Origin of the sequence: Bacillus sp. EKM420B (assembly GCF_011065565.1) — a bacterium.
In the GTDB taxonomy this organism is placed as follows: domain Bacteria; phylum Bacillota; class Bacilli; order Bacillales; family Bacillaceae; genus Bacillus; species Bacillus velezensis.
This window is the reverse complement of the sequence record NZ_JAAMNX010000002.1, coordinates 453,773-476,274: the sequence shown is the minus strand read 5'-3', so window position 1 is coordinate 476,274 and position 22,502 is coordinate 453,773. Positions and strand designations below refer to the sequence as shown.

General features: G+C 46.1%; 25 protein-coding genes. 9 read left to right on the top strand and 16 right to left on the bottom strand.

Annotation, left to right across the window (positions count from 1 at the left end; translation table 11 throughout):
• Positions 1 to 9: 9 nt before the first annotated feature.
• Positions 10 to 1,722 (bottom strand): acetolactate synthase AlsS, encoded by a 1,713-nt coding sequence (alsS, locus tag G9F48_RS07425; protein ID WP_032857584.1) that lies wholly within the window; start codon positions 1,720 to 1,722, stop codon positions 10 to 12.
• Positions 1,723 to 1,878: 156 nt separating this feature from the next.
• Between alsS and alsR the strand changes: the two genes are divergently transcribed.
• Together alsR and G9F48_RS07415 are read left to right on the top strand one after the other, a co-directional pair.
• Positions 1,879 to 2,787 (top strand): acetoin biosynthesis transcriptional regulator AlsR, encoded by a 909-nt coding sequence (alsR, locus tag G9F48_RS07420; RefSeq protein ID WP_003151316.1) that lies wholly within the window; start codon positions 1,879 to 1,881, stop codon positions 2,785 to 2,787.
• Between the two features lie 194 nt (positions 2,788 to 2,981).
• Complete coding sequence (locus tag G9F48_RS07415; protein WP_165409287.1) at positions 2,982 to 4,313, top strand: arsenic transporter; 1,332 nt, start codon at positions 2,982 to 2,984, stop codon at positions 4,311 to 4,313.
• Between the two features lie 48 nt (positions 4,314 to 4,361).
• Here the strand turns inward: G9F48_RS07415 and G9F48_RS07410 are convergent, their stop codons facing one another.
• From G9F48_RS07410 to G9F48_RS07400, 3 genes are all read right to left on the bottom strand, one after another.
• On the bottom strand, positions 4,362 to 5,036 hold the full coding sequence (locus G9F48_RS07410; RefSeq protein ID WP_007407530.1) for a hypothetical protein: 675 nt from the start codon (positions 5,034 to 5,036) through the stop codon (positions 4,362 to 4,364).
• A gap of 41 nt (positions 5,037 to 5,077) precedes the next feature.
• Positions 5,078 to 5,971: a spore coat protein gene (locus G9F48_RS07405; RefSeq protein ID WP_146275672.1), complete on the bottom strand. Its 894-nt coding sequence runs from the start codon at positions 5,969 to 5,971 to the stop codon at positions 5,078 to 5,080.
• 122 nt (positions 5,972 to 6,093) lie between these two features.
• Positions 6,094 to 7,188 (bottom strand): CotH kinase family protein, encoded by a 1,095-nt coding sequence (locus G9F48_RS07400; RefSeq protein ID WP_015387604.1) that lies wholly within the window; start codon positions 7,186 to 7,188, stop codon positions 6,094 to 6,096.
• A 140-nt stretch (positions 7,189 to 7,328) separates the two neighbouring features.
• On the opposite strand from G9F48_RS07400, the gene cotG reads away from it, so the two are divergent.
• From cotG to G9F48_RS07385, 3 genes are all read left to right on the top strand, one after another.
• Positions 7,329 to 7,859, top strand: coding sequence for a spore coat protein CotG (gene cotG, locus G9F48_RS07395; protein ID WP_102422826.1), 531 nt, complete (start codon positions 7,329 to 7,331; stop codon positions 7,857 to 7,859).
• Positions 7,860 to 8,015: 156 nt separating this feature from the next.
• A complete protein-coding gene (locus G9F48_RS07390) occupies positions 8,016 to 8,636 on the top strand; it encodes a flavin reductase family protein (protein ID WP_121984242.1) in 621 nt (206 codons plus the stop codon).
• A 214-nt stretch (positions 8,637 to 8,850) separates the two neighbouring features.
• Positions 8,851 to 9,141: a DUF4181 domain-containing protein gene (locus G9F48_RS07385; RefSeq protein WP_165409430.1), complete on the top strand. Its 291-nt coding sequence runs from the start codon at positions 8,851 to 8,853 to the stop codon at positions 9,139 to 9,141.
• An 11-nt stretch (positions 9,142 to 9,152) separates the two neighbouring features.
• Here the strand turns inward: G9F48_RS07385 and ggt are convergent, their stop codons facing one another.
• Positions 9,153 to 10,730, bottom strand: a complete 1,578-nt coding sequence (ggt, locus tag G9F48_RS07380; protein WP_165409286.1) for a gamma-glutamyltransferase — start codon at positions 10,728 to 10,730, stop codon at positions 9,153 to 9,155.
• A gap of 207 nt (positions 10,731 to 10,937) precedes the next feature.
• Between ggt and G9F48_RS07375 the strand changes: the two genes are divergently transcribed.
• Genes G9F48_RS07375 through chrA form a run of 3 tightly spaced genes read left to right on the top strand, consistent with a single transcriptional unit; the run spans position 10,938 to position 12,551 of the window.
• Positions 10,938 to 11,414, top strand: coding sequence for an Lrp/AsnC family transcriptional regulator (locus G9F48_RS07375; protein WP_165409285.1), 477 nt, complete (start codon positions 10,938 to 10,940; stop codon positions 11,412 to 11,414).
• 13 nt (positions 11,415 to 11,427) lie between these two features.
• Positions 11,428 to 12,018, top strand: a complete 591-nt coding sequence (gene chrB / locus G9F48_RS07370; RefSeq protein ID WP_115996766.1) for a chromate efflux transporter subunit ChrB — start codon at positions 11,428 to 11,430, stop codon at positions 12,016 to 12,018.
• Positions 12,015 to 12,551 carry a chromate resistance efflux protein ChrA gene (gene chrA / locus G9F48_RS07365; protein ID WP_165409284.1) on the top strand — a complete coding sequence of 179 codons (537 nt, stop codon included), beginning with the start codon at positions 12,015 to 12,017 and terminating at the stop codon, positions 12,549 to 12,551. The genes chrB and chrA overlap by 4 nt, the downstream gene beginning before the upstream one ends.
• A 26-nt stretch (positions 12,552 to 12,577) precedes the next feature.
• Here chrA and G9F48_RS07360 read toward each other — a convergent pair whose 3' ends face one another.
• Together G9F48_RS07360 and G9F48_RS07355 are read right to left on the bottom strand one after the other, a co-directional pair.
• Positions 12,578 to 12,796, bottom strand: coding sequence for a hypothetical protein (locus G9F48_RS07360; RefSeq protein ID WP_165409283.1), 219 nt, complete (start codon positions 12,794 to 12,796; stop codon positions 12,578 to 12,580).
• On the bottom strand, positions 12,793 to 13,338 hold the full coding sequence (locus G9F48_RS07355; RefSeq protein ID WP_165409282.1) for a flavodoxin family protein: 546 nt from the start codon (positions 13,336 to 13,338) through the stop codon (positions 12,793 to 12,795). Before G9F48_RS07355 ends, G9F48_RS07360 begins: the two co-directional genes overlap by 4 nt.
• Positions 13,339 to 13,460: 122 nt before the next feature.
• Between G9F48_RS07355 and G9F48_RS07350 the strand changes: the two genes are divergently transcribed.
• Positions 13,461 to 14,342 carry a LysR family transcriptional regulator gene (locus G9F48_RS07350; RefSeq protein WP_165409281.1) on the top strand — a complete coding sequence of 294 codons (882 nt, stop codon included), beginning with the start codon at positions 13,461 to 13,463 and terminating at the stop codon, positions 14,340 to 14,342.
• 85 nt (positions 14,343 to 14,427) lie between these two features.
• On the opposite strand, the gene G9F48_RS07345 is transcribed toward G9F48_RS07350, so the two are convergent.
• From G9F48_RS07345 to G9F48_RS07305, 9 genes are all read right to left on the bottom strand, one after another.
• A complete protein-coding gene (locus tag G9F48_RS07345; RefSeq protein ID WP_156735465.1) occupies positions 14,428 to 15,144 on the bottom strand; it encodes an endonuclease V in 717 nt (238 codons plus the stop codon).
• Positions 15,145 to 15,247: 103 nt separating this feature from the next.
• Complete coding sequence (locus tag G9F48_RS07340) at positions 15,248 to 15,901, bottom strand: hypothetical protein (RefSeq protein ID WP_165409280.1); 654 nt, start codon at positions 15,899 to 15,901, stop codon at positions 15,248 to 15,250.
• A 76-nt stretch (positions 15,902 to 15,977) separates the two neighbouring features.
• Positions 15,978 to 16,529, bottom strand: coding sequence for a hypothetical protein (locus G9F48_RS07335; protein WP_041482406.1), 552 nt, complete (start codon positions 16,527 to 16,529; stop codon positions 15,978 to 15,980).
• 4 nt (positions 16,530 to 16,533) lie between these two features.
• Positions 16,534 to 18,351, bottom strand: a complete 1,818-nt coding sequence (locus G9F48_RS07330; RefSeq protein WP_165409279.1) for a T7SS effector LXG polymorphic toxin — start codon at positions 18,349 to 18,351, stop codon at positions 16,534 to 16,536.
• Between the two features lie 19 nt (positions 18,352 to 18,370).
• Positions 18,371 to 18,631 (bottom strand): YwqI/YxiC family protein, encoded by a 261-nt coding sequence (locus tag G9F48_RS07325; protein ID WP_007614257.1) that lies wholly within the window; start codon positions 18,629 to 18,631, stop codon positions 18,371 to 18,373.
• Entirely contained in the window at positions 18,631 to 19,065 is a 435-nt protein-coding gene (locus G9F48_RS07320; protein WP_003151273.1) for a DUF5082 family protein, read from the bottom strand. Before G9F48_RS07320 ends, G9F48_RS07325 begins: the two co-directional genes overlap by 1 nt.
• Before the next feature lie 279 nt (positions 19,066 to 19,344).
• Positions 19,345 to 20,133: a YwqG family protein gene (locus G9F48_RS07315; RefSeq protein WP_165409278.1), complete on the bottom strand. Its 789-nt coding sequence runs from the start codon at positions 20,131 to 20,133 to the stop codon at positions 19,345 to 19,347.
• Between the two features lie 63 nt (positions 20,134 to 20,196).
• Entirely contained in the window at positions 20,197 to 21,522 is a 1,326-nt protein-coding gene (locus tag G9F48_RS07310) for a UDP-glucose dehydrogenase family protein (protein WP_017418764.1), read from the bottom strand.
• 199 nt (positions 21,523 to 21,721) lie between these two features.
• The gene (locus G9F48_RS07305; RefSeq protein ID WP_156735461.1) at positions 21,722 to 22,486 is read right to left on the bottom strand and encodes a tyrosine-protein phosphatase; all 765 of its coding nucleotides are present in this window, start codon (positions 22,484 to 22,486) and stop codon (positions 21,722 to 21,724) included.
• Positions 22,487 to 22,502 lie beyond the last annotated feature (16 nt).

Sequence of the window (22,502 nt, the reverse complement as noted above, 5' to 3'; positions counted from 1 at the left end):
CGCAGAGTGCTAGAGAGCTTTTGCTTTCATTTTTTCTTTGAATTGCTTCGGAAGCATGTCGCTTGATAAATGGACATTGTCACTGTAATCGACAGGAATGTCAATGATGACGGGGCCTTCTGTGTTCAAGCCTTTTTGCAGCACGTCTGCCAGCTGTTCCGGTGACTCAACGCGCAAGCCGGTGGCGCCGAAGCTTTCTGCATATTTTACGATATCAATGTTTCCGAAATCTACGCATGATGTACGGTTGTATTTTTTCATTTGCTGGAATGCGACCATATCATATGTGCTGTCATTCCATACAAGGTGAACGATCGGCGCTTTTAAGCGGACTGCCGTTTCCAATTCCATTGCAGAGAACAGGAATCCTCCGTCTCCTGAAACGGATACGACTTTTTCACCCGGATTCACCAATGTGGCGGCAATCGCCCAAGGAAGCGCTACGCCCAATGTCTGCATGCCGTTGCTGATCAACAGTTTCAGCGGCTCATAAGCGCGGAAGTAGCGGGACATCCAGATCGCGTGAGAACCGATATCGCAAGTGACGGTTACGTCGTCATCAATTGCATTGCGCAGTTCTTGGACGATTTGCAGAGGATGCACTCTGTCGGATTTATGATCGCTTGGCGCCTTCTCGCTGTCTGTGAGCATCTGTTTTAACTCGCTCAGCACTTCTTTTTCACGGCTGCCCATATCAAATGTCACAGCGTCGTGTTCAATTTGTTTAACCGTAGCGGCGATATCGCCTAATAATTCTAATTCCGGCTGATAGGCATGATCGATATCGGCCTGGATTTCGTCAAGATGGATAATAGCACGGTCACCGTTTACGTTCCAGAACTTCGGATCGTATTCAATCGGATCATAACCGATCGTTAATACGACATCCGCCTGTTCAAGCAGAAGATCGCCCGGCTGGTTGCGGAACAGTCCGATCCGGCCGAAATATTGGTCTTCCAGCTCTCTGGACAATGTGCCGGCCCCTTGGTACGTTTCTACGAAAGGCAGTTTTGTTTTGGCAAGCAGTTTGCGGATTTGTTTTACCGCTTCCGGTCTTCCGCCTTTCATACCGACTAACAGAACGGGAAGTTTCGCCGTCTGGATTTTCGCGATAGCCGCGCTGACCGCCTCTTCCGGTGCAGGGCCTTGTTTCGGCGCCGGCACGCTGCGTACGTTTTTCACATTTGTGATTTCATTCACAACATCCTGCGGAAAGCTCACAAAAGCCGCGCCTGCCTGACCTGCTGACGCTGCCCTGAAGGCGTTTGTTACCGCTTCTGGTATATTCCCTGTTTCCTGTACTTCTACACTGTATTTAGTAATCGGCTGAAATAGCGCCGCATTGTCCAATGATTGGTGTGTCCGTTTTAACCGGTCTGCGCGAATTACGTTACCCGCCAGCGCCACTACCGGATCACCTTCTGTATTAGCCGTTAACAAGCCGGTCGCCAAGTTGGATGCCCCCGGGCCTGAAGTAACGAGACAAACGCCTGGTTTTCCAGTCAGTCTTCCGACAGCCGCAGCCATAAATGCAGCGTTCTGTTCGTGACGGCATAAAACCAGTTCAGGTCCTTTATCTTTTAACGCATCAAATACTGCATCAATTTTTGCACCCGGAATGCCAAAAACATGTGTGACACCTTGCTCCACTAAGCAATCAACAACAAGCTCCGCCCCCCGATTTTTTTCAGAGGTTTTTAGTTCATTTGTTGCTTTTGCCAACACCCTCACTCCTTATTATGCATATTAAATATAAAATTTTAAGTAATTTGTGATATTATTCACTATACACTCTTTGGAAATTGACCTCCAATATCAATTCGCCGTATGATTAATATGTTTCACGAATAATTAACAAAGAGAAAGGAATGGATAAGGATGGAGCTTCGCCATCTTCAATACTTTATTGCCGTTGCCGAAGAACTTCATTTCGGCAAAGCTGCGCTTCGGTTAAATATGACACAGCCGCCTCTCAGCCAGCAGATCAAACAGCTTGAGAAGGAAGTCGGCGTGACCTTATTAAAGCGCACGAAACGGGTTGTAGAGCTTTCAGCTGCCGGAGAAAGTTTTTTAAAACACAGCAGAAACGCGATCGAAGAAATAGACAAAGCGATTGAAATGGCGCAGAGAACGGCGCGGGGAGAGCTCGGCCGCCTTGTCGTCGGTTTTGTCGGCTCGGCCACATATGAATTTCTGCCGCCGATCATTCGGGAATTCCGCGAAAAATTTCCCTCCGTCAAGCTTGATCTGCGTGAAATTTCTTCTTTCAGACAGCAGGAAGAACTTCTGAAGGGGAACATTGATATCGGCATCCTTCATCCGCCTTTACAGCATTCCGCGTTACATATGGAAAAGGTGCAGAGCAGTCCGTGCATTCTGGCTTTGCCGAAGCAGCACCCGCTTACCGCTAAACAGACAATCGACATTCAGGATTTAAAAAATGAACCGATTATCACACTGTCGAAAGAAACATGGCCGACTTTATACCTAGAGTTTGTAAACTACTGCGAGCAGGCGGGCTTCAAACCGAAAATCGTTCAGGAAGCGACGGAGTATCAAATGGTGATCGGATTGGTTAGTGCCGGTATCGGTGTAACCTTCGTGCCTTCTTCTGCTAAAAAGCTGTTTAATCTCGAAGTCGCCTACCGCGGCATTAATCAGGCGCAGCTCACTGCCGAATGGGTCATTGCCTACCGCAAGGATAATCAAAATCCGATTCTGAAACATTTTCTGGATATTATGAATAAACGCCAGGCTTTATTGCAGGCGGATAAGGAAAATGCATAAAAAAGAGGGCCGCCGAAAGCAGCCTCTTTTTTTGTGCTTTTATGGATTTTTACTAAATTGGTAGAAACGCTCAGTACACCTTACGACCTGTACCCGTATACATACAGTACAACTGATCAGGAGGGATAAAAATAATGGGGCGGCAATGACCCATCTAAAAGGAGGCAGAACACATTACACATATTACCGTCATTTTGACCCTGATTTCTTTCTTTGTGACCATTATTTTTATATTTTGGAGACCCGGGGGATTAAATGAAGCCGTTCCGGCGTCGCTGGGCGCCATTCTCGTTTTGTTATGCGGAACCGTTTCCTTTCATGATTTGGGGGATATAGGGTCAAAAGTCACCGGAGCATCAATAACCATTATCTCCACAATGATTATGGCGATCGCGCTGGAAAGCTTCGGTTTTTTTAACTGGGCGGCGGCCAAACTGCTTCACCGCGCCAAGGGATCGGGCATCCGGCTTTTTTGGCTGACCAACCTGCTCTGTTTTTCAATGACGCTCTTTCTGAATAATGACGGCAGCGTATTAATCACCACTCCTATTTTACTATTGGTCTTACAATATCTCGGACTTAAAAGACATCAGAAAACACCGTATTTAATAAGCGGCGTATTAATAGCGACGGCGGCAAGCACCCCGATCGGCGTCAGTAATATCGTCAATTTAATTTCTCTCAAAATGATAGGCATGGACCTTTATTTGTACACCAATATGATGTTTATCCCCGGCACGCTGGGACTGGTGTTTATGGCCTTTCTGCTGTTTGCCGTTTTTTACCGCCGTTTGCCGAAACAGCTCCCCGATATTCCGGTTCATTTTGATTCGCTGGAACACAAACGATATCATCCGCTTCAGCCTCCGCCGGACTTGAGCCAAAACAGCCGTACGAACATCATGTTTTGTGTTTTGGTATTTGTATTGTTCGTCCGGATCAGTCTGTTTGCAGCTTCTTACAACGGCATATCCGTTTCGCTCGTGGCTGTCATCAGTTCAGTCATCCTGCTTTGCTGGAGATGGTTTTATTTAAAAATCGGTCCGGCAGACTTATTAAGAAAAGCGCCTTGGCATATCTTTATTTTTGCCTTCACGATGTACATTATCATTTACGGACTGCATAATATCGGACTGACGGCGCTGCTTGTTCAGTCTATTGAGCCTTATGTCTCACAAAGCATTGCCCACGCTGCATCTATTATGGGCATTGCTACATCCGTCCTCTCTAATTTGTTCAATAACCATCCCGCCTTAATGATCAGCACTTTGACATTAACTGAAATGTCCATCGACCCATTAACCGTAAAAATCATTTATCTGGCTAATATTATCGGCAGTGATATCGGATCATTGCTTCTGCCGATCGGGACATTAGCCACGCTGATCTGGATGCATATCATCAAACAGCACGGCGAAAAAGTTTCTTGGTCAGAATATATCAAAACGACCATTGTCGTTGTCCCTCTCACCGTCGTGTTTACCATTACCGTTTTATATGTTTGGATCAGTTGGATTTACCTTTAGCTCCGATGAAAAAAACTGCCTGCTGTATAAGAGAGGCAGTTTTATCATTTATGGCAGGTGCATGGTTTTTAAATGATTCAATTTCCAAAAAACAGTATCGCCGTCTGCATTGGTCAATTCAAGAATATTATCTGAGACATCCTGTAACAGCCCCACTTTATTCGGTATATCTCCTAAATCCAGAATAATCAGCTTCCCGATATATCTTTTTAATTGCTCCTCAAAATTCCGGACAAGGGGCACATTAGCGGGAACAACCGGCAGCTCTGAACTGTTTAAAGTATACGGCGTCTGCTCATCGGAATAGGGTGTCAGCCATTTCAAATGATGCATCGAGATGAAAAGAGTCTTATAAACCGGAGAGAAGAAAACAAAATAATCATTTAAAACACTTGTCACATACCCATGGATGGAACGGTCTCCCGTAACAAATATTTCTGTAAATCTGCCTTTTATATGCTGGAGGGTATTCCGATAAGAAAATGAATGTTCCTGTTTTTCGGGATGCGGACTTTTTTTTCTTGCGTACGGCTCTTTATTCTCTTCGTCCGGGAGCGTCAATGTCATCCTCTGAAGATGCAGCAGCGGAATATAAAGAAACGTCCGGCCGTCATGAATCACAATGATATCCTGACCGATATCCAAAAGAGTTCCTGAAAATGTCGTATTCCCCGATATCTCAATATCGACTTGTTTATCCAGAAATCTGCTTAATCCAGCCATTTCATTCCCCCCTCTCCCGCGTTTACGGACAATCTTTCCAATCATTTACGGCCGTGTTTCCACCGATAATCTATTGTCCTTAATACAGTGGCGTAGCTATAAGAGTTCTCTTCCTCCCGTTTTGAGGATCGAACGGATCTTGATGATCTTTTCGACTTTTTAGAGGAAGTACGCTGCTCTTCGCGTGATTCTTCTTCATGTGACTTTTCTTCTTCGGCGCTCTCTTTCTCACCTTTATTCTCGTCGTCTTTATTCTCCTCTTTTTTAGCTGCTCCTTTTGCCCCTTCGCTGATGCTCTTGATATGAAAAGGATAGATACGCAGCACTTCTTTATCTTTCACAAGAGTGTAGTGGCCGTCGGAATTATCCACAAGTATACCTTCAACGGCTTCAGGACCTCCGCGGTTGATGGATACCCATTTGTGGATCAGGCGTTTAAATATGCCGTGAAAATCATCAGCCATTTCAAATTCCGGGCGCTCCTCCTCTTGGCCGTCCTCTTCTTGTTCCGCGCTGATGCTTTTGACATGGTCGGCGTTAAAATATACGATTCCGTCATCTTCCGTTTCCAGCACGAGAAAATCCTCCCCTGTTTCGTGAAGCTTTCCTCTTTTCGATTCGGGACCTCCCTGATTCAATTGCACCGTGCGATTGGTCATCCGGCTGATCAGGTCTTGAAAATCATCAGCTTTTTCACATTCTGCCGCTTCGGCCGGCGATACGGTTTCACTCGTATTTTCCGTCACACTTTTCACGTGTTTCCATTGATAATAAACGATTTTATTATCAACCTGAAGAGCGATATAATCCGATTGAATGTCTGCTAATCTCCCTGTCTTGGACTCCGGGCCTCCCCGGTAGACAGTAATTACTTTTCCTTCCATTGCATGCAAAAAGTTGTCATCAGACCGATGCCGCTTCGTATTGCGTTTCATCTATTGTCCTCCTAGTCATTTTTCTCATAATGTAAAAAGCATAATGCATATATACGTATCACGATTATTTTCGGGAACTGATTCACCAGCCTATTTGTAAAAAATCTTTCTTCATTTCCAAATCAGATATTCCACCGCTCTAACTCACTGCTGATGAAGGCGGACCGCTCCTTAATGTATTCGCAAATCACATCAGGCTCCCGGTCAAAGCAATCAATCTCCTCTTTCTTATAAGGATCCTTTGCGACATGCGGCCTGATCTGCTCATACAGTGACATGACCTTCGGCTTCATATGTTCAATGGTAAACCGGGTCTGAAGCGTTTCTTCCAAAAGCTGTTTGTACGCTTTGCGGAAATACGGTTCATCCAGAAGCCTTGCAGTCAAGGTATTAAACCCTTGTATTCTGACATAATCGGCGTCCATCCGATCACCGTGAATGTCTCTTCCCCACGTCGCATCGTAATCCCACGGAATGACTTCAAAAAGTCCCGTTTCATGATTCCGGTACAAAGCGTAATTATGAACAAATCCATCGTAGTTTGAGGTAAACACGATGCCCGCAAGCCACCGCAAATACTTATCGGCGTCCAAGTGTTTGACGATCTCCCCCTTGAACTCTGACTTCGGCACGGTATTAATTTTATAGATCATGTCCTGCAAGTATAAATCGTCTTCTTTCGTTCCCGTTTTCTTTTCATAACCAAGTTCGAGCGATGTTTTCGTATCCCGCTCCAGATCACTGACGAGGGAGAAATTGGCGTCGTCATCAACCGCGTAAAAAACAGCCCCTTCCGCCAAATTCCGTTTCGCCAGAAAATATTCATCCACTGACTCCAGCTCAAGATACACCCCCTCATGTCTGCCATTGATTTGCAGGGTTACGAAATTCGCCTTTGGTGACAGCGTCCCAAGCTCCGCGAAGAAATCGAGAGACAGCTTATTCCGCATCATCGACGGATCTTTGTATTCAGCGTTTAAATGTATCTCTTTCGCCCTGCGAAATGTTTTCGGCGAATAAAAAGCGATGTGATACGATTTTTTCTTGAAATCTCTTATATGAGAGCCGCGGTACGCCAGATCAATGTCAAGCCGTTTTTGATTCACTCTCAGCACCGCGGGCACCGGATCATCATCCCAAATGTCTTTTTTCAGCTCCATTAAGTCTTTCGGGTGAATAAACAGCTGGTACAGAGGCAATGTTGATTGGTCTTTCATCAGTAACCCTCCCTGTATTAATTTAGGCTGTGCTTTTTATATAAAACTCAGCGAATCACACATACACTTTTTTCATTCATGCGTACTATGTGGTAGTAAGGATCGCATCCTTAAAACATATATCATGAGGAGGTTTCAAAATGGGCCACTATTCCCATTCTGATATCGAAGAAGCAGTAAAGTCCGCAAGCACCGAGGGATTGGAAGATTATTTGTACCAAGAACCAAAAAGCAGTAAGAAGAGAAAATCTCGCAGTCATAAAAAATCGTGCCGCTCTCACAAAAAATCTCGCAGCCATAAAAAATCGTGCCGTTCTCACAAAAAATCTCGCAGCCATAAAAAATCCCGTTCTCACAAAAAATCTCGCAGCCATAAAAAATCCCGTTCTCACAAAAAATCTCGCAGCCATAAAAAGTCCCGTTCTCACAAAAAATCTCGCAGTCATAAAAAGTCCCGTTCTCACAAAAAATCTCGCAGCCGTAAAAAATCGTGCCGCTCTCACAAAAAATCTCGCAGCCACAAAAAATCATGCCGCCGCAAGAAAAAACGCACGCAGAAAAAACCTTATCGTCCTCATAAAAAAGACCCTTGCAAAAAAGACGATTACTGCAGCAAAACAGAGTACTGGAAAGACGGGAACATCTGGGTTGTAAAGAAAAACTACAAGTAACGCCATTTGTAAATAGGCTGCCGGCTAAACGGAAGCCTTTTTCCTCAATCAGATATATGCCACGTGATAAGATATGCAGCCGGTTTTCTTTTGTTGTGTTTCCGAATTTTCTTTCTGTATAATCAGGTCATACGATAAAGAAAGGCGGCCGAAATCATGCATATCTTACGAGCAGACGAACTGAACGCAAAAGACACTTACAAATTGCTTTCGGGCACAGTCGTTCCCCGGCCGATCGCATTTGTCACGACGCGGTCATCCATCAACGGCGCCGTAAACGCGGCGCCCTTCAGTTTCTATAACGTTGTCTCCGCAGAACCGCCGCTTCTGGCCATCTCTGTCAGCCGCGCGGACGGACGGCAGAAAGACACCGCGAGAAACGCAATCGCTCATCGGGAATTCGTGGTGCACGTCAGTGATGAGTCCATTATTGAAGACATTAACAAAACGGCGGCAAGGCTTGATCCTGATGTCAGTGAACTTGGCATGACAGACCTTTCTGTGACAGAGAGCGCCTGCATCAGCGTTCCCGGTATAAAAGAAGCAAAAGTCAGGTTTGAATGTATACTCGAACGCCATCTTCCGTTTCAAAATGACAGCGGAGAAACGACGACAGACCTCATCATCGGCAGAGTCGTTTGTTTTCATTTGAATGACCAAGTATATGACGCCGATAAAGGCTACATACGGACAGATGAGCTGAAGCCTGCGGCAAGGCTCGCGGGGAATGAATACGCCAGACTCGGGAAGACATATACGCTCGTCCGCCCGACCTGAAGCAGGAACCATTATAATAGAAGAAACTAGTCAAAAAGACCCCTTTCGAAAGGGGTCTTTTTGAGTCTTTTACCATTAAACTCTGCCTAATGTCTTATAGAATGCTGAAACTTACAAGGCCCTCTCCCATACGAAACGAGTGACACATTTTCAGGAGGCTGACGATGGATTTCAGTTACTGATTTTTTCAGCCGTGTTTATTTTGCTCAGCCTTATGTTTCAAGTATTCGCCTTCAAAGTTCTCCATTTGCCAAAGCCTGTTAAAAAGCAGAAGCCGATAAACGGCACACATCGATTAATCGAAATCACACTGCTTATTACGGGCATCGCAGCGGTGACTTTTTTCAATGAAATGGACGTATTTGCCGGAGCTGTTTCCATGCTATTTTGCTGCAGCGGCTTAATGGAATGGCGGCACCGGCGGGAGGAAAAGCAATATGTGTACGATTCGTTTTACGCAGGTCTTTCTTCCGCGCTTGGCGCGCTTATTTTTTTCATCAGTTAGCGTATCATGCTCTATACTCCTGCGGCCGCTCCGTCGCCGCGCGGGTCGGCCCCGCCTTGGAGAAAGCCTTCTTCATCAATGACGATCGCTGCCGCATGGCCCATAAGCCCGTTAAAATCACCAACGGTCTCGACGCGGTGGCCGCTCTGCCTTAGGGCTTCTCTCGTTTCAGGGCTGATTCTGCTTTCAACCCTCAGCCCTTCATACTCCTCTCCCCATGTCCGTCCCCAGACCCAGCGCGGCTCATTGATCGCCTGCTGCGGGTCCATTTTGTAATCAATGATGCGCGTAATCATCGCTGTCTGAGTTTGCGGCTGGCCTTCTCCTCCCTGGGTTCCGTACAGGATGTGCGGCTTTCCTTCTTTACAGGCCATCGCCGGCATGAGGGTGTGGAACGTCCGCTTGCCGGGTTCGAGCGTATTGACATGGAATTCATCCAGCGAAAAAAATGACCCGCGGTTTTGCAGTAAAATACCCGTCTCCCCCGCCGTAACGGCAGATCCGAACTCGAAATAGAGGCTCTGTATAAAGGAAACGGCATTTCCTTCCGCATCTCTGACGGCGGCATAAGCAGTGTCGCTTCCGACCGGACGGCTTACCGCCGGCGCAGCCGTGTAACCGATTTCTTCCGCCAGCTGCTTTGCATACCGTTTATCAAGCAGCCGATCCAGCGGAATATGAGAAAATGCCGGATCTGTCAGCACTTCATTCCGGTGCTGAAAACTCTTCTTCAGCGCCTCGATCAGCAGATGATAATATTCAAAGGAACCGTGTTCAATCTGAGAAAAATCATAGTTTTCCAATATATTGAGCGTCATTAAGCCTGTAAAGCCCTGTGAATTCGGCGGAGCCTGATAGATGCGGTACCCGCGGTAATCAGAGGATACCGGGTTCGTCCACTCGCCGCGGTGGGCTTTAAAGTCATCAAGTGTCAGACGGCTGCCGTTGTTTTGCAGAAAGGATGTGATGCTTTGAGCGAGATCTCCTTCATAAAAAGCGCCTCTGCCTTTCTCGGCAAGCTGTTCCAAGCTGGCCGCCAGATCCTTCTGGACAAACCGTTCACCGGGCATGGGCGCTTTTTTGTTTCTCGTAAAAATGGCTGAGGTATAAGGTGTTGAGGCTAAAAGAGCGAGATTGCGTTCTGTGTGGGCGCACTGGTCGGCGGACACTGGAAATCCGTTTGCAGCATAATCAAGAGCAGGCTTCAGCACCTCAGCGAGCGAAAGACGCCCGTACGCCGAAAGCACGGCATCCCAGCTGTCCGCCATTCCCGGAACGGTAATGGCGCTTTCTGGCCCGCGCAGAGGGATCGCTTCTCTGCCCCGATACAAGTCTCTCGTCACATGCTTCCCTGAACGGCCGCTCCCGTTATAAGCTTTGATTCGTCCCGTTTCTTTATGGTAAGTGAGCCAAAATGAATCCCCGCCAAGACCCGTCATATGCGGATACACGACTGCCAGGCAGGCGCTGACCGCCACTGCCGCGTCAAACGCGTTTCCGCCCTTTTCCAGAATGCCGGCCCCCGCCTGAGAAGCAAGATAATGCGGACTGACGACCATTTGTTTCGTACCGATGGTTGAAGTATTCATGGCAAGCCCCTTTACAAATTTTCTCAAGTATAAAAAGCGGCATCGCCGGCATCCACTTTCCTGAAAGAAAAGCTCACACACTATTTACTTTCCGATAAGAAATAATCCTCAGTTGTTACGTAACGAAAACAATAAAAAAATTTCTCCTTCATACCGTAACATTTCATGATACAATAATATCCACCAAATGAAGGAAGGTGAAGCCGGTTGGAACATGAGTACAGCATTCCGAATCTTGTCCTTGATGAAACGGATAAACAGATTCTCTCGATTTTGCACGAGGAAGGGAGGATTTCCTATACAGACTTAGGAAAGCGGATTAACCTGTCGCGAGTGGCGGTTCAGCACCGCATTCAGCATTTACTGGATGCCGGTGTGATTGAAAAATTCACCGCTGTCATCAACCCGGCGAAAATCGGCCGTCATGTGTCCGTGTTTTTTAATGTGGAGGTGGAGCCGCAGTATTTGGAGGAAACCGCATTAAAGCTTGAAAAGGAGCCGGCCGTGACAAGCCTTTATCATATGACCGGACCGAGCAAGCTGCATATGCACGGCATTTTCGCAAATGATCAGGAGATGGAAGAGTTTTTGACAAAACGGCTCTATACGCAAAAAGGCGTCGTCAGCGTCGACTGCCAAATGCTGATTAAACGGTATAAAAGCAGAACGGGCATGAAGCTGTAAGGAGGACATAGCCATGAAACATCCCTATTGGGACATTACGGCGGCGATGGTCCGAACGGGCATTCTCGGATTCGGAGGCGGCCCGTCGGTGATCCCGCTTATCCGCCATGAAGCCGTCAATAAATACAAATGGATAGATGATGATGAATTCGGAGAAATATTAGCGATCGCTAATGCGCTTCCCGGACCGATTGCCACAAAAATGGCTGCGTATCTGGGCTTCAAGCTGAAAGGCACGTTAGGCGCAATCGCGGCAACCCTTGCACATATTCTGCCTACATGTCTTGCTATGGCGGGCTTGTTTGCGGCTGTAAATGTTTTAAGCCGCTCAGCAATCGTTGCCGGCATGATTGGTGCCGTAACACCGGTGATCGCCGTCATGCTCGGCATCATGGCGTACGAGTTTGGCCAAAAAGCGCTTAAAGGTTTCGGCTGGGTCACGGGCATCCTGTTTTTTATCATCGCTTTTATCGGCCTGCAAACGTTACAGATCAATCCCGGCTTTGTCATTATCATTTTCTTGGCGTACGGCGCGTTTCATTTTAAATTAAAGGACAAAATCACAAATAAACGTTCAAAAGATAAAGGAATGCCGGCCTCATGATCATGATTTATGTATTTATGGCGTTTTTTGTCGCAAACGTACTCGGATATGGAGGCGGACCGGCGTCGATCCCGCTGATGTTTGAAGAAGTCGTCAACAGATACAGGTGGCTCTCAAACGATCAATTCTCAAATATGCTCGCACTTGCGAACGCATTGCCGGGCCCGATCGCAACCAAAATCGCGGCGTATGTCGGCTACAGCGCAGGCGGGTGGCCCGGGTTCCTGATTGCGCTGATCGCCACCGTCGTACCGTCGGCGCTCGCATTGATCGTCCTCTTGCGCATCATTCAGCGCTTCCGCCAATCCCCCGTCATCAAAGGTATGACGCTGTCCGTCCAGCCTGTCATCGCCGTCATGATGCTCATTCTTACCTGGCAAATCGGCGCAGACGGCATCAAAGCGATCGGCTGGGTTCAAGCGATAGTGATTGCGGGGATTTCCCTCCTTGCCTTGACAAAATTCAAGATGCATCCGGCCTTCCTGATTATCGCGGCGTTTTTGTATGGAGGGCTTGTGATCCCTCATTTATAAAGAAAAGCACCTGGACAGGTGCTTTTTTATTTTGGCCCCGCAATGCCGTTTGATATGACAACAGTTTCTTCGCCTGCATCACTCTTGATGATTTGCTTGACTTGCAGCGTTGTGCCTGCCATTCTCACAGATTGCTGAACCTGAGGCGAATTGGTTTCAGCCTGTACCCAAACAGAAGTCGGCGCTTTCCAAGCTAGAAAGAGTGCAAGAATCAATATACCAGAGATAACCAGCAGCAGCTTCATATCGCATCACTTCTTTTCAATAAACGGCTCGCAGCGGACAGAGCCTGTTGATCATGAAGAATATCACCCGGACGATTGCCTTCTCCCAGCACATAGCCTTTAAAGGACATCCCCATAAAATGAAAAATATGTTCAAATTGCTGAATCATCGGCAGCCCCTTTATTTTTGGATGGTCTCCGCCCACTGCTGTTACATATGCCTGCTTCGCTGACATTTGCTGTTTAAAATCAGGAAATCTCGGATCTCTTAACGTCTGTGACCAGCGATCAATAAACAGCTTTAATGTCCCTGACATGCCAAACCAATAAATTGGGGTGGCGAATACAAGAATATCGCACGGCAATATCCGCTCAATAATAGAATCGTAGTCATCTTGAACAGGGCGAAAGCCGCCTTGGGCGTGACGCAGATCTTCAATTGGCCGGATCCGATATTTCCGCAAATGAATGTGCGCCGCATCGAATCCTTGAACAGCCTTCTCCGCAAGAATATCCGTATTTCCGCCAAAACGAGTTCCGCCATTAATAACCGCAATTTTCATGATGCATCTGCTCCTTTGTTTACGAATGATTTTCTTCATCATATAATGGATTCATCAATCAATACAGATGATTATTTCGATTATTCCAATCGGCAAAACCGATTTAGAAAGGGCGAGATCAAATGGAATTGAAGCAGCTGATCACCTTTATTACCGCAGCAGAACACGTAAACTTCACCCTAACGGCCAAGATGCTTAACTATGCACAATCAAGCGTTACCTCTCAGATCAAATCACTGGAAGAAGAAATCGGGACTCCTTTATTTGAACGGCTCGGCAAGCGGCTTTTCCTGACAGAAGCCGGCAAAACGTTCAAATCCTATGCGGAGAAGATCATTGCGTTAACAGAAGAAGCAAAAATGGCCGCAAATCAAGCAAGGGAAACAACCGGAACCTTGAAAATCGGTGCGACGGAAAGCCAGTGCACATACCGCCTTCCGCCTATCATAAAAGAATTCAAACAGGCTTTTCCTCAAGTAAAGCTCATATTCAAACCGTATATTTCCAACGAACAAGCGAAAGAACAGCTCTTGCAGGGCCAGCTTGATATCACTTTCATTTTGGATGTGAGCCGAACGGAAGACGCACTGCACGTTGAATCTCTGATTCAGGATGAAATCAAAATGGTAGCCGCCAATGACCATCCTTTTCCAGCAGACTCACCAGTAACATTGAAGGATCTTCAAAACGAAACCCTTCTGCTGACAGAGGACGGCTGTTCATATCGCACGCTCTTTGAGAACACTTTACATGACGCCGGAGTCTACCCTAATAAATTAGAATTCGTCAGCATAGAAGCCATCAAACAATGCGTGATGGCCGGACTCGGAATTGGACTATTGCCTGAAATGACAGTAAGAGACGATATTGCCGAAGGACGGATGAAAGAACTCAACTGGCAGAATGAATGCCCCGTTTTTACTCAACTAGCATGGCATAAGGACAAGTGGATGTCTGCACCATTAAAGGCATTTATCGATTTGACGCGAAAAACATTCAAATAAAAACCTGCTGCAAGGACGACAAAGTTTTTAATAAAGCGGACACCAGGCATACAAAAAAACACTTGGTGGCTTAAAGCCCCAAGTGTTACACGTGATTTTTCCGATAAAACGTTCGCAAAACATGCGTTTCAAGGTCAGCCAGACGGACAGGGATCGGCAGCCTGCTTTCTCGATTGATCATTTTCATTGTGATCTGATAGCTGCTTTCTAAATCAATGTTATGTCCGCAAGACAAGAAGATAGGCTTCACGTCCCGCCGCGTCCGAAGCGCCCGGCCATATACCTCGCCGTCAATAAGAATATCGGTGTAGGCGCCGACTTCATTTTCAGGCATCTCAAAATCGCAGCCTTTGATTTTGAGATAGGTTTTCGCAATCCCAATCGTCGGCTTCCCCAGAAAAAAAGCCGCATGGGTGGCAACGCCCATATGATTGTAATGCAGATACCCGTTGCCATCAAACAAGAAGACATCCGGCTCCGTCTCCAGCTTTTCGGCCGCTTCAATAATCAGCGGCAACTCGCGAAACGCAAGAAAACCGGACACATACGGCACGCTGATTTTCCCCATGCTGTGCACTTTTTCAATCACTTCTTTTGTATCAGCGTCAATCACGATGATACTGCACACCCCGTACGGTTCCCCGTCCTGCTCCCAATAGGCGAGGTCGACGCCTGCGCATGTATTGACGGAGTCTGGATGGATGACGGGGGATAGGTTGATTTTATGTATTAGGGATTGTTGTGTTCGAATAAAATCTGATTCATCTTTTAGATCAAAATCGTGAATTTGATGTATTTTCATTTCACTTGTTTTCCTCTCTTCGCGCTCAATTGTCCTGTGTGTCGATCTAGCAAAGACTCCTTATGCTTCATTGAAAAAAGCAAATAGTATAATCTGCTTTTTATTAATATTCATTTTTCATTTCTTTCATAAAAATGAGATCCAATTGTTTAAGTAATTCTTTAAGTTCAGTACACATAATATCTTCTAAAGGATTTTCCCAATCTTCGTTTTTTATCAGTTCAATGCCATAACTGCCGGTTGGATCCCCTTCTGGGTACCACCCTACATCTAGCAGCAAATTCTTAGTTTTATGAGAAATCTGCAGGAGATCTTGATTAAAGTCAAATAACCAAGCATCATCATTTTCCTCTAGAGTTTTAGGGTCAGTATCTTTTAATGTAATATAATCAACAGTCCACCCCGCCGATATCTTAAGCCGTAAGAAATTGGGAACATGTTGGCTTAGCTGCTGCAAACCCTCTAAAACCCCATTTCCCACAGTCCAGATTTGATATTCTAACTCTTCCAATAATTGTTCTATTTCATTAAAAGATTCATCTTCATAAATCTTATCTGTTTTTAAGCCCGCTACTATGACATGGTATTGATCATTTTCAAATATTACCTTAATAACAGCATTACGTTTTTCATTTTGTAGTTTTAGTAATTCATATTTTTCTCGCATTCTTTTTTCTGAACTTAAATTGTTCAGTACTACAGACCAGCCATTACAGATTTTTAATGGCAGCAATTGAGAAATATGGTCTCTGTCCATCCTGCTTCTCCTTGTACTCCACATTGTTATACTATCAATAAAAAAACTTGCCGATGACAACACGGCAAGCTCTTAACTATAGCAATTCTAATACATCAGTAAACAAGGCATCTCCTAATGTTAATCTCCTGTTGAAAGGCTGTATATGTGGCAATTCACTCCACTCATACACAGTATCGTAGTAATCATACAAATAACTGAGTTCGATAAACCCTTTCTCTTGCATTATTTTATTAATATAGTTCGTTCCCTGAATGAATTCTAAAGATTCAGCGGTTCCTACAATGTCATAAGCGCCATCTATTAAATCGTGTCTTAGGGAATAACTATAATCTAATACATAAACAGGAACCAATTTAGATACTTTCATATTGATTTGCTGTTCTAAATGAAAACCATTTTCCCCAGAAAGATCTTGCAAATGGATATCAATTTCTCCTGAAGGATTGTTTAAATCTCTAACTTCAATTTTTTTCAAACCTTTTATTTGATTAAATTCATCAGGTACTTTTATTTTCTCTGCGCATTTGCTCTTGTACCATTCGTCTAATTCCCTATTCACAAATAGACGATGAAGCAATTCACCGATTTCAGGGTATTCATTAATAAATCTGATTCCATGTTCCATAGTTTTAACCATCCCATCTTCTTGAAGGCTCGCCTTTTTTCGTCTGCTTACCAGTTACAGGATCAAACTCTCCTAAATGCTCTGTTCTTCTGCGGTTCCACTTTTCTAATTTACCATGCTGGGAATCCCATTGCCAATTAAACCCATCTCTATCTGTCCAAGATTTTCTTTTTAATCTTTCTTTTATTTGTATCATACCTCTTTCTTCCATCCAGTTAGTTGGTTCTTTTAAACGATATCCATTTGAATTGTCTCCAACTATCTTCTCTCTATCAGCTAGCGCAGCATTGTATTCTTCAGTCCGTTTCTTTTTACTGTAGTTAGTACCATTATGAGCAACATAATCATTTTGAGTCATCCCCTCAGGTTTTTCCAACCATTTTGGTTTTTTTGACTGGCTACTAGCCATCTTCACAATCCCAAGATCCTTCACAGCCGTCTTTTCTACATCTACCCGGACTGTCGGGATTCCGATCGTGAAGCCATCCGGAGTTACTGGGCGTTCTGCGTACACGCGGACGTTTGTCGGGACTTTGAATTGTTTAACTTTTTCTAGTGTCTTGTTAGCTTTTTGAACTTTTGAATGGGTTGCAAGCGGTATGCCTTTGTTTACATGCTTCGCCAGTGCGCCGGCTCCAACCAAACTCAGCGCAGCTTCCAGTGCCCCTTGCTTCCGCTTTTCCTCAGACACTTTATTTCCGAACATATCTCTGCCTGTGACGGCTTCTGAGAATCCGTTTGAGGCGACGAGGCCGTATGCGCCCATTTCTGTCATTTTGAGAATGTCTAAGGATTTTCCGGTTTTATAGGCATCTAAAGCATGTTCTGCGGCAATGACGGTTTTTCCGGTTTTGTAAATGGCTTTTCCGCCTTTGAAAGCGCGGCCCGCCCAGCCGACGACCGGTATGAATCCGGCGGCGGCCATCGCTCCTGCTGTGATGCGTTCTGCGGTGGAGAGTTTTTCGCCGGTCACCGGATCAACGCCTTCGGCTGCTCTTTTATAATCATAATAGCCGGTGACTTCGCCGGTAAAGTTGCAGATGCCGTCCCATGTTTTTTCGTACCATGGTTTATTGGCTTCTTCTTCAGCCTTTTCCTGAAGCCGTCTTGCTTCGGCCTGCTGGGCTTTTGCGTCAATATAGTCCGTGCCCTGTTTTTCTGCCGCCATGACGCTTTTGTAGATTTCATTGCTGTGGAAGGCTTTTTTGTCATAGTACATAGGGGAGGCGCTTTTCCCGTTGCTGGTGGCCTGCATGAGAACGGAATATTTGCTGAGCACTGCGTTGTCCAGAGATTCTAAGTTTTGATATTCAGCGGTCAGGGATTCATCAAGCGTATCGACTGCAGTGATCGTGTCGCGTCTGGTTTTCTGGGCATCGCCCATTTTATCAGCGTAATCATCCAGGGTATATGTGTCGAGATGAATAATATCGCTGATGCCAGACAAAATCGAATCGATTTCTGCTTTATGAGCGGAGACAATCTCTGAAGCTCTCAAATCCGCATTGGGCAGCTCATGCTCTAAAAACGAAGTCTCCACATATGAATCGCTGAGTTCTTGATCTTTAATGTCACCTGAAATGCCATTTAAAAACGCAATTTGAGCAGAGACAAGCGTCAGCCAGCTGTCGGCGATTTCCGCTTGTCCCTGAAAAAAATCTTTTATATTGTCTGCGCCTTTCCCTTTCAAAGCATCACCCAGATCGGCCACGCCTTGAAAGGCTTGTTTGAGCGCACGCAGCTGCCCTTCAAGGGCTTCGTATTGTTTCTTTCTCTTATCTGCTTCGTCCGTTAACGATTGTGATTCAAACACTTTGCTCATCGGCAAGTCCTTTCTTTCGTTATTTTACGGCGATCGCCTCGTCCTGTTCCTTCAAAGAATCTACGTTGTCTTTAACGTCCGCGATATTCTTATGAACGGCCTGCTTGTATTCGCTGATCATCGATACAAGCTTTGCCTCGCGTGATTGGTATTTGGAGGTATAGTCGAGCTTGTTTTTTCCGTTTGAACCGGCGTTCCCGATAGAAACGGCCTCCAAAGCGCTGCTGACGGATTCAAGCTGCTTCATGACGGCTCCGTATTTGAGTTTTATTTCTGCCATTAAAACCAACTCCAGCTTTTTTTGATTGATTGTATTTTTTCTCCGACCGTGTCAAGGGCTTCTTCTCCCAGCGTCAGCAGGTGCTCTGCCTCTCTCGCGATGCTTCTGGCGGCAAGGAGCCCTCCTTTTTCAATTTCAAGCTGTGTCATCTTTAAGCCGATTCTGTAAATATAACCGTCGTATTTGTCTGTGACGATTCTGTATGCTTCTGTATGGGCCTGATCGCGCCGGTCATCAAATTCTTCAGCAAAAGTGCCGGTCCAATGATGATCCAGGTGCGGCCTGAGGATGTCCCTGATTTCAGACACGCCCTCTTCCTGCAGAGATTCTATCTCTCTTTTCGCTTCTTTTAATTTATCAATTTGGTGTTCGATCTCGCCCAGTTTATGGCTGATCGTGCTGTTAATATGGCTTAATGTGCTTGAATGGCTCATCTGTTTTCACCTCGTCTTACGCAAAAAGTCGTACAAAAAGCACAGACTTTTCCATACTATATTTCCATATATTATATTTTAAAATAGACAGAAAGCAGCTTAAATAGGTTAAATGACTTATTTTCAGCAGCCGAGATGCTCATCATTAACGTCAAAAGACTCACATAAACAGCGTATCCATTCATTGATCTCCTCTATGTATCCATGATAAATTCCCTAAAAAAAGGAGACAGTGATTAACCGTCTCCTTTGCCTTGTATCATGATTCTAATACTGTCGTTAACTGCAGTCCCAGTTGTACAAAACGTTTGAGAAATCTTTTTTCTTCAAATCTTCCGGTCTGATAAAGAAATTGGCGATTCCCACATCTCCCCACATCGAATCAATGTCATCATCTGAATCAATTTGCAAGAGCAAAATCGTATGGTTTTGATGGGAATAAGACCGCGGATCTTCCTGGGTGAAGGACGCATAGCCGCCGATTTTATGGCCGAATGCGTTCGCCGTATATTCGTCATACACCTCATCGTCAAACTGCTCGAAATAGTCGAAGGCATCCATCCCGGCATACTGCCTGAATTGAAAATCAGACGGGAGCACCCATTCAGCAGACAGCTCAGGGGTGATCAGCGCTTCGGATTGAATCGGAAAATCGTACTCCTCTTCAACCTGAACGAAAGAAAAATCATCCATGAGCTCCTCTTCCCGATCTGTCACATGCTCAAAATATTTGACGCAGAAACCCGTTTGCGCGCACCCGTCGTCAAAATTCAAACCGTATACGTCATCACTGACCGATATGTAAAACTGAAGAATGCCGGTGTCCGGAAAATCAGGTAGTCCGGGTATATCCGCAAAATTGATTTGGGCGAGAAGTTTCATCGGCCTGCCGCTTTCATCTTCAGGGTATGGTTCATGTTTCGGAAAATAGGGGTCTCCGGCAATTTTACTGTCATACCGTCCCGTTTCAGTTTTTTTGACGTGCAGTTTGATAAAGGGCCGTGCTGACGTTTCCAGCAGACCGCGGGATGATTCCATTTGCTTCGGCAATTTCCATGTGTTTTCCACGATTAATATCCCCTTCGTCTCTAATGATTGTATGATAAAAGGCCGGCGCGGACCGCCGGCCTTTTAAGTGACAGAATCAGTCTGAGGCACGACGGCTCTTCTTCCGATTGAAATATATTCCACGCCCGCCTGTTCCGCTTCCTCAAGCGAGTGGCAGTTTCTCCCGTCGAAAATAACCGGGGTTTCCATCAGCTCTTTGTACGCTTCAAGCGGGAAGTGTTTAATTTGTTCCCAATCTGTCAGAATCAGGACGGCATCCGCTCCCCTGACGGCTTCTTCTATGGACTCCCGATAGGAAACCGCAGCCGGAAGCAGCTCGGAGGCCCGAAATGAAGCGATCGGATCGTACGCTGTCATCCGGGCGTCAAGAGCCGCCAGACGATCCGCAATGACAATGGACGGGGCATCCCGCATATCATCTGTATTCGGCTTAAAAGACAGCCCTAATAACGCGATGGTTTTCCCCGTCACACCGCCCAGCCTGTTCAGCACTTTATCAACCAGCATGGACTGCTGGTTATTGTTGACTTTAATGACGGACTTCAGCAATTCAAAATCATGCTCCACATGTCCCGCGATCTGCACGAGGGCGTTTGTATCCTTCGGAAAACAGGAACCGCCGTAACCGATGCCGGCTCTTAAGAATTGATTGCCGATCCGTTTATCCAATCCCATTCCGTGTGCGACTGATTCCACATCCGCACCGACTTTTTCACATATATGAGAAATTTCATTAATAAAACTGATTTTTGCCGCTAAAAATGCGTTTGACGCATATTTGATCATCTCAGCGCTTCTGATGTCCGTATGATATACCGGAATCGCAAGCGGCGCAAAAACCCGGTCAAGCGTTTCCCGCGTCTGCCGGTCTTCCGTCCCGATCACGATGCGGTCGCCGTGAAAGGTATCGTGAATCGCCGAACCTTCACGGAGAAATTCCGGATTCGAGGCGATTGAAATGTTCACGTCCGCTCTCAGCCGTGAATGAATAACTTCGCTGATCCTGTCATTCGTTCCCACGGGAACCGTGCTTTTTGTCACGACGATCGCATCTTTAGAAATATGTTCGGCAATCCGTTCGGCGACATTTTCAATATAAGTAAGGTTTGCGTGCCCATCTTCTTTTTGCGGCGTTCCGACCGCTATAAAAATAACGTCCGCTTCCGCAAGCCCTTTTTCGTAGCTTGTTTCAAATGCCAGCCGATGCCGGCCGATATTTCGTTTCATCATATCTTCAAGGCCCGGTTCAAAGATAGGGGACAATCCCTTTCTCATCTGCTCAACCTTACGTTCGTCAATATCTATGCATGTTACGTCATGGCCGATTTCTGAAAGAGACACTCCTGTCACAAGACCGACGTAGCCTGTTCCGATCACTGTTATTTTCATCGTGTTCCCCCAACCGTTTAGAAATTGCTGCTGGGCAGCTTACCGTTATTATCATATGATCCCGGCGCCGGCGGAATGCCGGAAGCCTGAGGCCATGATAGGAAAAAACGGCGCCGGCCGCTGATAATAGCATAAGCATAAACGAATCATCTTGCAAAACAGCCGCTTACGCTTCATTTAAACGGGATGGAGACGACGATTAAAAAAGACCCCAGCGCTTACGGCGGGCCACAGGCAGCGGAGGTTCCTTATAAAAGGCTTTGTTTTCAGCGAGAAGCGCCGCATTTTCCGTAAGCATGTAAATCAGCTCCGCCCCTGCTTCTTTTTTCAGAACGCCGAGCGCCTCCTGATAATAAAAATTCCTCGGTCCGAGATTATGGGCGTCAGATGCGAGAAAGTGGATCAAATTCGCTTCCATCAGCTGCAGCGAAAAGGATTTCGCTTTCCGCCCGAATGCTCCGGCAATGCAGCCGGCCGTCACTTGAGCGGCCGCCCCTTTCTTCACAAGACTGTAAAGGACGGAAGGGTTTTCGCGAATTTCCCTGTTCCGCTCCGGATGGGCGATGACGGGGACATATCCGTTCAGCTGCAGTTCATAAAACAGCCTTTCAGCGTAGGCCGGGACATGATCCGCCGGAAATTCCGCCAGCACATACTTTGTATTATGGAGCGGGGCAAGCGAGCCGCTTTGAAGACCTGCCAGCAGATCTCCGTCTATTCTGATTTCCTGGCCTGGCAGAACAGTCAGCGGAATGCCTTCCTTATTCAAACGTTTGTTTAACAGGCTGACCGCTTCGTTGACCGTATGCCGATCCGTGTCATAGCGGTATTTCACATGATGCGGCGTCGCGATGATCGTATCAATCCCCTGTCTGACCGCTTCTCTCGCCATCTTCAGGCTTTCTGTATCATCCGCCGCGCCGTCGTCTATGGAAGGAAGGATGTGACAATGGATATCTATCATATTTCAATCCCTCCTT